Source organism: Tenacibaculum profundi, from assembly GCF_052050075.1.
Taxonomy (GTDB): Bacteria; Bacteroidota; Bacteroidia; order Flavobacteriales; family Flavobacteriaceae; genus Polaribacter.
In genome coordinates this window covers 2536939-2552483 of the sequence record NZ_CP197225.1, presented here as the reverse complement: position 1 = coordinate 2552483, position 15545 = coordinate 2536939, and the positions used below count along the sequence as shown (strand labels likewise).

10 protein-coding genes are annotated in these 15545 nt (G+C 29.5%); 7 read left to right on the top strand and 3 right to left on the bottom strand.

The window, feature by feature from the left end; all coding sequences use genetic code 11:
• The first annotated feature begins 109 nt into the window (after window positions 1-109).
• The gene (locus ACSIGE_RS10365; RefSeq protein ID WP_440879799.1) at window positions 110-718 is read left to right on the top strand and encodes a DUF4254 domain-containing protein; all 609 of its coding nucleotides are present in this window, start codon (window positions 110-112) and stop codon (window positions 716-718) included.
• A 17-nt stretch (window positions 719-735) separates the two neighbouring features.
• Window positions 736-1770: a glycosyltransferase family 9 protein gene (locus ACSIGE_RS10360; protein ID WP_440879798.1), complete on the top strand. Its 1035-nt coding sequence runs from the start codon at window positions 736-738 to the stop codon at window positions 1768-1770.
• Window positions 1771-2071: 301 nt separating this feature from the next.
• Here ACSIGE_RS10360 and infB read toward each other — a convergent pair whose 3' ends face one another.
• From infB to rimP, 3 genes are all read right to left on the bottom strand, one after another.
• Complete coding sequence (infB, locus tag ACSIGE_RS10355; protein ID WP_440879797.1) at window positions 2072-5026, bottom strand: translation initiation factor IF-2; 2955 nt, start codon at window positions 5024-5026, stop codon at window positions 2072-2074.
• A 114-nt stretch (window positions 5027-5140) separates the two neighbouring features.
• Entirely contained in the window at window positions 5141-6397 is a 1257-nt protein-coding gene (gene nusA / locus ACSIGE_RS10350; RefSeq protein ID WP_440879796.1) for a transcription termination factor NusA, read from the bottom strand.
• Window positions 6398-6406: 9 nt separating this feature from the next.
• Window positions 6407-6871: a ribosome assembly cofactor RimP gene (gene rimP, locus ACSIGE_RS10345; RefSeq protein WP_440879795.1), complete on the bottom strand. Its 465-nt coding sequence runs from the start codon at window positions 6869-6871 to the stop codon at window positions 6407-6409.
• A gap of 156 nt (window positions 6872-7027) precedes the next feature.
• Between rimP and ACSIGE_RS10340 the strand changes: the two genes are divergently transcribed.
• The 5 genes from ACSIGE_RS10340 to ACSIGE_RS10320 all read left to right on the top strand — a co-directional run bounded on the left by ACSIGE_RS10340 (window position 7028) and on the right by ACSIGE_RS10320 (window position 15246).
• Window positions 7028-7855: a universal stress protein gene (locus ACSIGE_RS10340; protein WP_440879794.1), complete on the top strand. Its 828-nt coding sequence runs from the start codon at window positions 7028-7030 to the stop codon at window positions 7853-7855.
• Between the two features lie 2303 nt (window positions 7856-10158).
• Complete coding sequence (locus ACSIGE_RS10335) at window positions 10159-10845, top strand: hypothetical protein (protein ID WP_440879793.1); 687 nt, start codon at window positions 10159-10161, stop codon at window positions 10843-10845.
• A gap of 344 nt (window positions 10846-11189) precedes the next feature.
• Window positions 11190-12605 carry a tetratricopeptide repeat protein gene (locus tag ACSIGE_RS10330; protein WP_440879792.1) on the top strand — a complete coding sequence of 472 codons (1416 nt, stop codon included), beginning with the start codon at window positions 11190-11192 and terminating at the stop codon, window positions 12603-12605.
• Window positions 12606-12612: 7 nt separating this feature from the next.
• A complete protein-coding gene (locus ACSIGE_RS10325) occupies window positions 12613-13926 on the top strand; it encodes a hypothetical protein (RefSeq protein ID WP_440879791.1) in 1314 nt (437 codons plus the stop codon).
• Between the two features lie 450 nt (window positions 13927-14376).
• Window positions 14377-15246, top strand: a complete 870-nt coding sequence (locus tag ACSIGE_RS10320; protein WP_440879790.1) for a hypothetical protein — start codon at window positions 14377-14379, stop codon at window positions 15244-15246.
• The last annotated feature ends 299 nt before the right edge of the window (window positions 15247-15545 follow it).

The following is a 15545-nucleotide window of genomic DNA, read 5'->3' as shown; positions in this document are numbered from 1 at the left end:
TAACTATGTTCAACCTAAAGTTTTAAATTTTTATGTTATTTTTGATCAGTTGATTCTTTCAATAACTAGAAATAACAGTAATTTTGGTATCTTAAAGTAATTTAAAAGAATGTTTACAGACAAAGCAAACGAAATTTTTAAAGAAGTAATAGATTGCTATCACATTGAAGACAGTGTACATCAACCTTTTACAAATAAATACAATAAAAACTCCCACTTAATTGAGCATTTACTATATAGAAAATGCTGGATTGACACTGTTCAATGGCATTATGAAGATATTATCAGAGATCCGAATATAGAACCAATTGCTGCCTTAGATTTAAAGAGAAAGATTGATACTTCAAATCAAGATAGAACCGATATGGTTGAATACATTGATGCTTATTTTTTGGAAAAATACAAAGGTATTGCGACAAAACATAACGCTACCATAAATACAGAAAGTCCTGCTTGGGGCATTGATCGCCTGTCTATTTTAGCTTTAAAAGTGTATCACATGAACGAAGAAGCAAAACGCAATGATGCTTCAAAAACACATAGAAATAATTGTGAAAAAAAATTAGCAGTTCTGCTCGAGCAACAAACTGATTTGTCTTCTGCAATAGACACACTGTTAAATGATATTAAAAATGGAGACAAGTATATGAAGGTATATAAACAAATGAAAATGTATAATGATGCAGATCTAAACCCTATTCTAAGATCTCAAAAATAATAAAGTAAAAAAGGTACTTGAAACTTTCAAGAAAACATATTTTAGTTATACGTCTTTCTTCAATGGGAGATGTTGCAATGACTGCCCCTGTAATACAAGCATTGACGAAGCAAAATTCAAACATTAAAGTTACAGTGCTTACAAGGCCTTTTTTTGCTCCTTTTTTCAAGGATATACAGGGAGTTAGTGTTTTTTGTTCGGATTTCAAAAATCATCATAAAGGCTTCTTAGGGCTTTTAAAGCTTTATAATGAGCTTATTAATCTAAAAATTGATTTTGTTGTAGATCTTCATAATGTACTTAGATCGAAAGTGCTTATTGCACTTTTCAGATTTAACGGATATACTTGTCATCAAATAGATAAAGCTCGAAAAGATAAAAAAAAATTAACTAGTAAAGATCCAAACAAAAAGCTAAAGCCACTCAAAACGACACACGAACGTTATGCTGATGTCTTTAGAAAATTAGGATATACTATTGACTTATCAGAAAGTTATCCGATTAGTAAAAAGATGATTCCTGAGCTCATTTCTAAAAAAGTTAAAGAGAAAAAGTTAATAGGTATTGCACCTTTCGCTGCTTACGAAAGTAAAAGCTTACCAATAAGCAAATTACATGAATTAATTAAAAGTTTAAGCACTACTGATAACATAAGTATTTTACTCTTTGGAGGTGGAGATGAACAAAAAGACATTTTTGAATCAATTACTAAAGATTATAAAAACACATTCTCTTGTGTCGGAAAGGTAAGCTTTAAAGAGGAGCTTGATGTTATTTCTAACTTAAATGTAATGATTTCTGTAGATTCTGGAAATGGTCATATAGCAGCATTATATGATGTTCCAGTAATAACAATTTGGGGTGTAACACACCCATTTCTTGGATTCACACCCTATAAGCAACCTGACTGTAATCAAATTATTCCAGATTTAAAAAAATTTCCGCTTATTCCAACATCTGTTTATGGTAAGGACTATCCTAAAACTTACTTGAATTGTTTTGAAACCATTCAAATTTCAGAAGTTTCTCACCGCGTCAGAGAATATTTATAAAATTAATCATATATAATTAAAAAGTATACTTAGAAGAGGAATCCCCGTCATAAATAACTTGTTTTTAATTTAAATTGATACACCACTGATACCTCATAAAATTTAAATTACACGATTTAAAAGAGATTAATTTAGTACTTTAATTATTAGTATCTCTACAAAACTTTTATACTATATATATGTTTCTACTAAAAATGATAATTTCATTTAAACAATTAATAGAAAAATTAAAAGCTCGATTTAATAATTTTGTAAATCGAGCTTTTATTAAGATACTATAATAATAAATTTATCTTGTAATTTACTTAAGTTTTTTCTTCACTGCAACTTCGGTATAAGCTTCTATACTATCTCCTTCTTTAATATCATTATAACCTTTAATTTGAAGACCACAGTCATAACCTTTTGTTACCTCTTTGACATCATCTTTGAAACGTTTTAACGAAGATAAAAGTCCATCATGAACCACGATTCCTTCTCTAATTATACGAACTTTGGCATCTCTTGTTATTTTACCAGTCATAACCATACAACCTGCGATGTTACCTATTTTTGAAATTTTATAAACTTCTCTTATCTCAACATTACCTAAAACTTCCTCCCTCATTTCCGGAGAAAGCATTCCTTCCATCGCGTCTTTTAAGTCATTAATAGCATCATAAATGATTGAATATGTTCTAATATCTACTTCTTCTTTATCCGCAACGACTCTGGCATTTCCTTGAGGACGCACATTAAATCCAACAATGATAGCATCAGAAGCAGTAGCTAATAACACATCAGATTCTGTAATTGCTCCAACACCTTTGTGAAGTATATTTACTTGAATTTCTTCTGTCGATAGTTTTTGGAATGAATCCGTTAAAGCTTCGACGGATCCGTCAACATCCCCTTTAAGAATAATATTCAACTCTTTGAAATCTCCTAAAGCAATACGGCGACCGATCTCATCTAATGTTAATGTCTTTTGCGTTCTTACAGATTGTTCACGTTGTAATTGAGAACGTTTTGCTGCGATTTGTTTGGCTTCTCTTTCGTCATCAAACACATTAAATTTATCTCCCGCTTGTGGCGCTCCATCAAGACCAAGAATAGATACTGGTGTTGACGGGCCTGCAACTTTAACTTTATTACCTCTTTCATCAAACATTGCTCTTACCTTACCACTGTGTTTACCAGCTAATAGATAATCTCCAATTTTTAATGTACCTGCCTGAACTAAAATTGTTGAAACATAACCTCTACCTTTATCCAATTGAGCTTCAACTACAGTTCCTAAAGCATTTTTATCGGGGTTTGCAGTAAGCTCAAGTACTTCCGCTTCTAGCAATACTTTTTCCAATAACTCGTCAACTCCCTGACCAGTTTTAGCCGAAATTTCCTGTGACTGAATATCTCCTCCCCAGTCTTCAACAAGGAGATTCATTGAAGATAATTGAGTTTTAATATTATCCGGATTAGCATTAGGTTTATCAATTTTATTGATAGCAAAAATTATCGGAACATTAGCTGCTTGTGCATGAGAAATTGCTTCTTTTGTCTGAGGCATTACATCATCATCTGCTGCAATTACAATGATGACTAGATCTGTAACTTGTGCCCCACGAGCACGCATAGCAGTAAAAGCTTCGTGACCAGGAGTATCTAAAAATGCTATCTTCTGACCATTATCTAAAGTTACTCCATAAGCGCCAATATGTTGTGTAATCCCCCCACTTTCACCTGCTATAACGTTTGCTTTACGAATGTAATCAAGTAAAGATGTTTTACCGTGATCCACATGTCCCATAACTGTAATTATAGGTGCTCTATTTGATAAATCTTCTGGCTTATCAATTACTTCTTCAATAGATTCTTCGACCTCTGCTCCAACAAATTCAACCTTGTAATTGAATTCTTCAGCAACTATTTGTAACGTCTCAGCATCAAGGCGTTGATTCATAGTTACCATCATTCCTAACATCATACATGCTGAAATAATGTCCGTAACTGGCTTATCCATCATCGTCGCAACCTCACTTACAGTAACAAACTCAGTAACTTTTAAGACCTTACTTTCCTCTTGTTGTGCTTTTAATTCAGCTTCAACTTGTTGGCGGTGCTGATCTCTCTTATCTCTACGATATTTCGCTCCTTTACCTTTATTTGATTTTCCTTGAAGTTTTTCAAGTGTTTCTCTAACTTGTTTCTGTATTTCAGCTTCTGTAAGCTCTTCTTTCTGAACAACAGGTCTTCTTCCTCTGTGATTGCCTCTATTGTTCCCTCTATTATTATTACCGCCAGGACGATTATTTCCACCTTGACGATTGTTTCCTCCTTGACGGTTATTGTTGCCTTGTGAATTATTGTTTCCCTGATTGTTATTACCACCACCAGGTTTATTTACAATTCTCTTGCGTTTTCTCTTATCTCCGTCTTTCTTATTATCTTGCTTTGGATCAGGTTTTTTCTTTTTAGGTCTTTCAAATTGCTTAAGATCAATCTTTTGACCTGTAATTTTAGGACCATCGAGCTTTTTATACTGAGTTTTAATTTTCTCAGCATTTTCAGGCGTTACCTCAGCTTGTTTTTCAACAGGTTTAGGTTTATCGCCTTTTTTTGATCTTAACAATTGACTTTGTTCTACTGCTTTATCTATTCTAGAAGCAGTGATAGGCTTAGAGTGCTCTACTTTTTGAGCTTTTTCTTCTACTTTTTTTATAGTATCTTGATTTTTTAAAATTGGGGCAGGTTCTTCCTTTTTAACGGGAGGAATAACTTCTTTCATAGGTTCAGTTATTTCTACTTTAGGCATCTCTGCTTGTTTGGTTATATTTTCTTCAACTTTTGGTTCTTGATTTTTTTCTTCAACAGCATTGGTAGCTATTTCTTCTTGACTCTCTACTACCTCTTTACCTGTTTCAATATCGATTTTACCAATAGTTTTAAGTTCTAATTTAGTCGCTTTGGCTTTTAAAACTTCTTGTTTTTTTTCTTCCTCCTCCTGACGTTTCTTTTCTTGCTCTGCCTCTAATTGTTGACGAATAGCCTCTTTTTCTTTTCTTTTCTCTTCGCTAACCTCTTTGGATGCTACTTTCTTTGATTTATCCGTTTGGAAACCATCAAGTAAAATCTGATATTCATTATCAGAAATCTTTGTAGTAGGACGAGCCTCTACATCATAGCCGTTCTTAGCTAGATGCTCCACAGCTCTATCTAAAGAAATGTTTAATTCTCTTAAAACTTTATTTAGTCTTAATTTTTTGCCTTCAGCCATAAATTATTTTATACTTTATTTCTAAAAAACACACTTTACATCGATTACAATATAGTTATGTTTTTTTTCTTAATTGCTGTTTTTTCGCGGCAGCCAGCACTCCGAATATAATTATTAATCTTCAAATTCTTCTCTAAGAATTTTCTGAACGTCTAAAATTGTCTCTTCTTCAAGGTCTGTTCTTTGAATCAACATTGACACATCTTTTTCTAAAACACTCTTAGCAGTATCCAATCCGATCTTTTTAAATTCTTCTATCACCCAAGCCTCGATTTCATCAGAAAATTCTGTTAATTCAACATCTTCTTCTTCAATTCCTTCTCTTTGTACATCAATCTCATAACCGGTTAATTCACTGGCTAGTCTAATATTTACACCGGCTCTACCAATTGCCTTGGATACTTCTTCTGGTTTTAAGAGTACATTTACCCTACCTTTTTTGCCTGACTTTTCCTCTTCAAATAAATCAATTTTTACTGACAAAACTTTAGCTGGACTCAGTGCTCTGGATATGAATAACTGTTCGTTTTTTGTATAATTAATCACATCTATGTTTTCATTACCAAGCTCGCGGACAATTCCATGGATACGTGAACCTTTTACACCAACGCAAGCCCCAACTGGGTCTATTCTATCATCATACGAGTCTACGGCTATCTTAGCCTTATCTCCGGGAATCCTAGCTACTCCTTGAATGGTTATTAATCCGTCGAAAACTTCTGGAATTTCCTGTTCAAATAACTTTACCAAAAATTGCGGAGCAGTTCTAGACAAAATTATAGCAGGTTTATTACCTCTTAACTCTACAGACTTTATAACACCTCTTACCGTATCTCCCTTCCTAAAAAAATCAGATCGAATTTGCTCACTTTTTGGCAATACGATTTCATTTCCTTCATCATCAAGTAAAATTACAGCATTATGGCGAATATGATGTACTTCTGCGCTATAAATTTCTCCTTCTAAATCCTTAAATTGTTTAAATACATTCGTACTGTCGTGCTCGTGGATTTTAGAAATTAAATTTTGACGTAATGCTAAAATAGCTCTTCTTCCTAGATCCACTAATTTCACTTCTTCTGAAACATCTTCACCAATCTCAAAATCAGGCTCTATTCTTCTAGCTTCTGCTAATTCAATCTCTTCGTTATCGTCTTCGGACATTCCATCAGCTACTACAACTCTATTTCTCCAAATTTCTAAATCTCCTTTATCAGGATTAATTATTATATCAAAATTCTCATCAGATCCAAATCTACGTTTTAAAGCTGCCCTAAACACCTCTTCTAGAATAGACATAAGTGTTACTCTATCAATACTTTTTATATCTTTGAATTCCGAAAACGAATCGATTAACGCAATATTTTCCATCTCATTATCTTAATTAAATATAATCTTCACTTTTGCTTCTTTTATATCTACATAAGGTAGCACAATGTTTTTTTCAACCGTATGCTTTCCTTTTCCAACAGGCTTAGGTTCTCTAGCTTTCCAGTGCAAAGTGATACCATTCTCATTCACTCCAGTCAAACTACCTTCATATTCATTATCATTTGTTTTCACCTTTAGAGTACGCCCTTTATTTTTTTTATATTGACGTTTGTGAGTCAAAGGATGAGCAATATCTGGCGTAGTTACCTCCAAGGCAAAATCCTCTTCTTCACGATCTAAATTATGTTCTATATTTCTACTAATCCGAACACACTCGCTTAGAGGCACCCCTTCATCACCGTCAATAACAACCTTTATTTTGTTATTTTCCAGAAACTGTAAATCAATCAAAAACAACTTGTTATTTTGATCTAAAGCCTCCCTTAATAATTCTTTAACTCTCTCTTTATTCATCATGGATATAAAAAGAGGGGACTTTTGTCCCCTGCATTCAATAATTCTTTAAATTCTTCGCAAAGTTACTAACTTATTACTTTATACGCAAATAGTTTTTCTCTTAAATATTTTGTACCTTAGGATTGTTGTTCTCCTCTCAAACCCCAGGTTATTATGAAAAAAATTTTGATCCCTATTGATTTTTCTAAGCATTCAGAATATGCATGTGTTCTAGGTTCTAAGATTGCAAAAAAAACCATGAGTGAAATACACTTGATTCACATGGTAGAATTACCTTCTGGAATTATAGATATGGGAGCTGGAAGTAACTTTAGTATTCCAGAAAGCATGCTATACCTTAGAAAGGTAAGGGATAAACTTATTGACATCAAATTAAAATATTTTGAAGACTTCAATACAATTCAGCACTCAATACGCTTTCAAAATCCATACGAAGGCATTCGTGACTACTCAAAAAAAATCTCCGCAGACTTAATAGTAATGGGGTCAAAAGGTCAAACAGCTTTAAAAGAAATGATTATCGGCTCTAATACAGAAAAAACAATTGCTAGTTTAGATACACCTGTTTTGATCACCAAGAAAAACGACGCTGAGTTTAAATTCAAAAAAATGGTTTTTGCTTCCACTTTTCAAAAAGACGAAGCGAAAGCTTTTGAAAGCTTTCTAGAATTTGCCAAATTCTTCAATTGCAAACTTTATTTACTAAAAGTCAATACCCCAAGAAATTTCGAAGACTCTATAGAATCCAAAGAAAAGGTTGAAAAATTTATTGAGAAATATGATTTAAAAAAGTACTCTATTCATATCTATAATAGCAAATCGGTTCCTAGGGGCATCTTAAATTTTTCAACAGATAAAAAAGTTGACCTTATTTCAATAGCGACGCACGGAAAAACAGGTCTTTCAAAATACCTGAATGGTAGTATATCAATGAGTTTATCGAAAAATGTTGTTAAACCTGTACTAACCTTTAAAGTATAGGCAACTACAGAATCTCTAAAATACAGTTAAAAAAAGCACCCGATCAAAATAATTATTTGACTTGTCGTTTGTTCTGTGTAAAAAAGAAGATACAGAATAGGACATTTATCAACTTGTTATTCATTAAACCCTATTAATGGTCCTTGTTTGAAATCAACAAACATAAACATTCCATTACAAATAAATTTTAAATAAGATACAAAAGACGATAAGGATAAATCCCGTTCAACATTATTGAACGGGAACGATTACAAAAAAAAATAGAAAATAAAATCTTAGATTGTCTCTAAGTTAAAACAAAGTAATTATTAAAATTTCAAACTCCCAATAGGTAGTAATACTATATTTAAACTAGGGTTCGCCATTAAATCAATAACAATATATTATTGTTATTGATTTCCATAGACTATAACGATTCAGTTAAAATAATTTTTAAATAAACTATTTAGAATTTAAAATATCACTTTAAAAAGAGTTGACATCAAATTATTTGCAACAAACACCAATAACAAACTATAAGACAGCATTTATAAACAAGAAAGAATATTAATTGAGATAGGCGAAGCACATATATGAGTTAAGCCATAAAAGATACTATTTACTATAAGAGAAAGGTTTTATTAACAAATTTAAAACTTCATTCAAAAGTAAAAAACTGCGCATTAATCTAGTTCAGGGATGTAGTTAGAAGTTTGGTTAATACGCAGAAGAACAATTACACTAATAAAGATAATAATTATAAAATAATTTTTAACTGTCAAAGACCTATAAAAATACGATTTAAGAGAGAAAATCATAAAATTTAATGTAGCACTTGACATGCTAAACCACAACATGGAACAAAAATAAATAACTATAAAACAGAATAAAAAAGCAACAAACAGAATAAAAAAACAACTTTGAAATCTAGGGTAATTAAAATTATGTTAAAACAGAATAGGACTTAACAATGGTTCTTAAAAACCGCGTGTTAGCTTTTATAGAGTGAAATGTATGAAGTTATGATGTTTTGCTAACACGCAGTAATTCTTACCTAGGACAACAAAAATGAATATTTAAATTTAAACAGGAAATAGACTCTAATACTGAAACTAAAACTAGTACAAACCCTTAGACCAAAAACAAAATTATAAAAAAGATTTTTAGAGTAGATCTATTTAAAAACTATAAATAAATTATCAAACTTGATAATCCTATTAAAGCTATTATTTTAAATCATACTTTTTTCGGTTGGTAAATTTTACTAGAAGAAAACCTTATAAACATTTAGCATGAATTAAACTTAAAACACTTATCAAACAGAATATTTTAATTTAAAAAAACAAGTAAAAAACCAGAAGGTGCTTACCCTTCTGGCTAAAGATGTGATAAAATTTCAAGAAATTCTATCATTTTATAATTAATTGAGAAATACCGCTTAGTTATTTACTAACTAAGGACGTTAAAATATCCGCGCACTAACATTTTTAGAGTGAAATATATGAAGTTATAATGTTTAGCTAATACGCAGAATTTTTAAAATCTAAGTACAAATCTGAAAAAAATATTCGAAGCAACCAATAGGCAATAATACTGAAAGACACACCGGCAAAAACCATTAAAGAAACAACAATAAAACCATTAAAAAAAATTAAAATAATATATTTTTTTAGTTTTAAATATAAAATGCATCTTTACTTAATTGATTTGAGCCTGAAATAATTGTATCATCTAGTTTAAAATAAAAAAGAAAGGAGCCTAAACTCCTTTCAATCAAAATGCGAATAAAAAACCCTTCTAAAATTTAAACGCTTTTATTATTGACAAGGAAGTGAAAATCCTTGGTTTGATCAGTGGTGTAAAAAAGGAGTTAAAAAACTCCTTTCTTCATAAATATAATATAGACTCTGCTAAAAATCTAAGGTTATTGAGAACATGACTGCAAAAAAATGAAAAGAATCTGGAAGGCTATTTGCAAAAAATAATAAGTAATTAAATAGTTATTGCAAATAAAACAAACCCCATTCTTAAGTGACTTAAGAGTAATCACAAACGTATTCAATATAATTTTCATAAAAAGAATTATTTTGCGATTAAAATTTAGATCGATATATGTCTCATTTTAAAAAATAACACAAGGAAGACTTCATTAAAATAGCTATTTACAAAATGTTGATATGAGGAACTACATTATAAAACTTAGAGATAATAAGCTATTCTGAATATTTTATTGAACTTTTTAACTCGATTTAAAATCATTAACGTTAGAAAGACACTATTTACCTATGTTTGAAACCTGATGCTAATAAAGTCAAACTTATAAAATGAAAAAAAGCAGTTATTATTTAATCATTTATTTACTATGTTGTTGTTCTAGTAAAGAATTAATGCTTGAAGATGGAGTAGAGTCCGGTAAAAGCACAAAAAAATATAGCGTAAAATTATCAAAACAAAATAAACACTCTAAAATAATACGATTTCAAGACATAAACTTTAAAAACGCTCTAATAGAAATAGGGATTGATAAAAATCGAGATGGAGAAATTCAGAAAAGTGAGGTGAAATTTATAAGACAACTTGAAATTTCCAGAAAAAAAATTAGCTCCTTAGCTGAAATCATATATTTTAAAAATCTTGAAATCTTAAACTGCATGAATAATCGGCTTAAAAAATTGAATCTATCCAAAAACTTAAAATTAAGGTCCTTGGGTTGTAAAAATAATATATTAACAAGTTTAATTACTTCAAACAATAGCCTTCTTGAAACTTTAAACTGCAGTAATAATCAACTCACAAATCTAGATTTATCATACAACACCAAAATAAGAGGCTTGATGTGTTCAAACAATCAGTTAATAAGTTTAAACTTATCTAAAAATAACAATCTTGAAGTTTTGATTTGCGAGAACAACGCTCTTAGCTGTATTAAAGTACCTTCTAACATAATAAATAAAAAAAGGTTTTGGTATAAGGATAATAAAACTATCTATAGCACCGATTGCTATAATTAATTAAAAATCAATAAAATTAGTTTAAAAAAGAAATTTTATTGATTTTTTTTAAATCTTCCAAAACACTAATCAAGCTATATTTTTAGGGGGTATTTTTTTAAAAACTATCTTAAAAATAATATGTAACCTAATTTAATTTTCAAATAACACATTAATTGTAAACACGTTGAAAAACCGCAAATATTTTTCCTATAAAACCTACAATAAACACTAGTAAAAGTCAGTTTTTTTAATAGTTTAGCGAACTCAAAAAAGGTGGAAAATTTTACCGTAAAGAAGAATTAATGAGTTCTCTTTTTACGATATTTTTCACCTTTTGATATTTAATAATATGTTCAATAAAAATGATAAGCATAAAAAAAGAAATCCCTTTAACATTTTATTTTGTTAGTCTTATTTTTCACCTATATGGGCAGAATAACAATGATTGCCAATTTAACGTCAATAAAGCAATAAGTTACCTACAAGGAAGTGCTCCTCAAGAAAAAAAAGCACTAAAGTACCTACTGCCTTGTCTAGAAGTAAATAATCCTTTCGCTCAAATTACTATGGCTCGTATTCTACTTAGCAAAAATAGTTCTGTTGAACATTGTAAAGCTTTTGAATTACTTAAGCATGCTTCTAGCTCTGGTAATCAAATCGCTATGAACGATTTAGCAGACCTTTACAAATTTGGCATTGGATGCAAGCTAGACTTTAATAAGGCTAGAAAGTGGTACTTAAAATCTTTTGAACATGGAAATAACGAAGCCGCTTATGGTTTAGGTTATTTATATTTAAAAGGGTTTGGTAACATTAAGCAAGATTATGAAAAAGCCATTTATTGGCTAAAAAAAAGCAACCATTCAATGGCTCAATATTGGTTAGGAGTATGCTATTACTTCGGTTATGGAGTCCCTCAAAACATTTCATTAGCTAATAAGCTCCTTAATACTGATTTTAATGAAAATCAAAAAACACAATCAAACAATCAAGCCAGTATACAGCAGGAAAAGGTATTAAAAAAAATAAAAAATCATATTGAAGAACAAAAATTCACCCCCCAAATAATAAGAAAAGATGAACTACTAGGGGAATGGAAAGGAACTTTATTACTAATGGATTGGTCAGACAGCCATATTGAGCATAAAGTACCGATAACAATAAATTTCGACAACCATAATGATGGCAGTCAATTACGAACAACTTGGACACTTGATAAACAAGTACATGAAAAAGATTTCACTAAAATTGATAACACCTTTTTTTACAGTGACTTTTCTATTGAAGTACCCCACACTTCTTTTAGAAAAGAAATCCCTAAAAGGATAAAACATCTTATTGTAGAAGCAGAGTTTTCTATCAAAAAACTTAAAAAAAACACTTATCTAACAGCCGAAGTTGAAAGCTATATAAAACAATGGAAAGAAAACGCTCCCCCAATAAGATTACTATTAACCAAAAATGAAACTACTGAAAAAGAATTATCAGACCAAGCAATTTTAACTTTAACTAAAAAGAAGCAAAAATTTATAAAACTATATCCAAATCCTTTTGATGAAAACTTAGTGATTTCTTACAACTTATTAGAAACACAAAATACAACTGTATTTATAGAAGGAATAACCAATTCTGATAAACAAATTGTAAAGCCAAAGGGTATTCAAAAAAGAGGGAGTTATACATATCTTATTGAAGGAAATACAATGACTGATGGGATATATACTGTTTCAGTAATTACAAATAACAAAAAACATACTCGTATTCTTATAAAGAAATAAAGAAAACATGCAAAAATCATTTTCTTTTTTACTTTTACTAGGACTTGTAACTGTTCTAAAAGCACAAAGTAAAAAAAATAGTAATCAGGCAAATATTGGGGAGTTTAAAATTAAAATAAAAGGTTTCGACGATCTTATTCAGCCTAATTCGATTAAAGTTAGCTCTACTAAAGAAGATATTGATGATATAAACATATCCCCTTCTGAAGACATCAATACTGTATTAAAGAATGAAAAATTAATACGATTAGCTTCCAAAAGAAATTTAAGAAATTGGTTAAAATATCAAAGAAATAACAAAATAAAACCTGCTATAGAGAATATTTTAAATCAAAAATTTAACAATTACAAAAATGCTAGACAAGCTTTATATAAAATCACAGAAGAATTTAATTTAAATCATCTTTTAAAGCATTCAGAACAGGAATACGATTTAAATATTATTAGAAAGGACAAAATCATTAATCAGTGTTTAAGAAGTTTAAAACTTCTTTCAATAAGAGAAAAAGAAATAAGAAATGGCAATCTCAATAATTCGTTATACCCAAAAGTAAAGATTAATGAGATTCTTCTTAAAAACATTAAAAATATTGGCTCTATAAAAAACTTACGAAAAGATCTTATAAAACTTTTTGAATCAAATTCTGCCGAAAAACATGTAAGCGAGAAATTCCAAAAAAAACTATTAGAGTTAAATACGAAGGACTTAAAAAACATCATTAATATAGTTATAAACAAAGAACGTAACTATTATGACTGTTTGGATGAATGGATGAAAATTACATATACACAGGCGCTTCTTTTTAAGCTGTATGTAATAAAAAGCTATTTACCAAAAAGATCTTATACCTACCCTAATTTTAAATACACTATGCTTACCTCATCACATATTGAACAATATATAAAAGACAACACAGATGATATCGCTTCTATTTTTGATGATGACTATTATAATAAACTTATAAACAAAGGCAGCAGGAAAACCAATCAAACAAAAAAAAATAAAAAATTAAAAGAAGAAATCGCAAAAAAGCGTTGGGAAATCATTAAAGAAAAAGAACTTAATCATAAGTTAAACAAAACCTCTATTGGTTGTTGTTCTAAGATTGATTTTTTAATAGAAACTTTTAATATTAAGAACCCTAACGTAATTCAATGGTTAAATGAAAATCATCAAAAAGAAACATTTAATGATTTACTTATAAAAATATATTCATCTCTCAGTAAAGAACATGACATATCAATTACGTATAACAAATACATTAAAGAACAATTTGAAAAGAGTAACTCTTCAAAACAGATCTTAAATAAAAATAGATAAGCCAAATTGATAGTTTTACAAGATACGATAAGGGTACTAATTAAAGTAAAACATCTTTAAACAAAACTCGTACACCATTATTAAAATCAAAAAATAAAACTAACCTATTTGTAACTTGGCTATAAGTTACATCGTAATTATAATTCTTAGAAAGAAATTGAAATAGATAACTTTGATAAATTCATTAATAATTATAGTTACAGATATTTTCAGCTAAAAAATCAACTACTCATTACTTGCTATAATACCTTATAACATCTAACAGAGCTATTTTCAATAAAAAAACCAAAAATTTGATAATAACCCAATATTAACACCCCTTTTAAAGATATTTAATAAATAACACAACCTACATTATTTTTACTTTGTTAAAAGTGTTTTTTTTCTGTTAATATAAAGTCTTATTGCTTTCTTTTGCAAGCACAATAAAATAACAAATAATATTTTAAAATGAAGAATCTATCTTTTAAAAAAAGTAATTTGATTTTACTTATAGCGACTCTATTTTTAGTGTCATGCTCAGAAAACAGTGAAAGCGAAATCCTAAAGAATAATAATGATGAATTTGGTACGATGCTATTAAATATAGAACTCAACAGTACGTCATTAAAGAATCGTAAAGGAAATGAGATTTATATCTCCTGCGAAGAAGAAAGCAATAAAATATCTTATCGCAGTAAGCAAAAAATCGTAGACACTCATAATAGTTTAACGATTGGAGGACGAATGGTTATTGCAAACCGTAGGCAAAAATTGTTTCTATTTACTAAGGTTGATGATGTAAAAAATAACCTAACTGCCAAAAATTTTAATGTAAAAAAACTAAAAAAGAGTTATAAAATTACTCCAATTAACTCCAAGTGTTTAATTTCTGTACCAGAAGAAACAACAGAAACTTTTTCTGTACCAAAAGAAATAATAGGAACTTTTGAAGTTTTTCAAGTTTTTCGAAATAGACAATTGACAGGCACTGGTTCTTACGACCAGGTAATTAAAGATGGAGAAGGTAAATATTTAATGGAGATCAAAAAAGATGGTTCTATTTCGGTATTCAATACATGTTATAAAGTCTCAGGAATTAAATTGTTAACTCTCGAATACGATGAAAACTCAATATTTGATGTTAGTGATTTTAAAATAAGCTTAAAAGAAGGTTGTGAAGACAATATTAATGAACAAAATCGTTTGAGAAAACTGAAGGGGGTTTTTAAAACACTAAGAGGTTATGAAAAAGGATTTTTTGGAATGTTTTCTTTCGAACGTTTTGAAACTGCTGCTCTTTTGTTTGATACTGAAATTATCTTAAGGCCAATTCCATAACTCACTAAATAAACAATAAAGTACTTTTCTATTAACATCAAAAGCCAAAGAAGTTAATTCAAAAGTGTAATAAATTTTATTCTTAAATATCGAGGTAGTTTTACCTCGATATTTTTTTATTAAAAACTAAACAATAAAAATAATTTTCTAAACTCAACAAATTAAATCGGACAAGTACATTGCATTATTATACCTTTTGAAGCTTTTATCAAAGTGTTAGAAAACACGAACCTACTTTTCATTTGCACCACTTTTTTAAGCGATTAATTATCAGTAAAAAAATCAAACAAGACAACTCT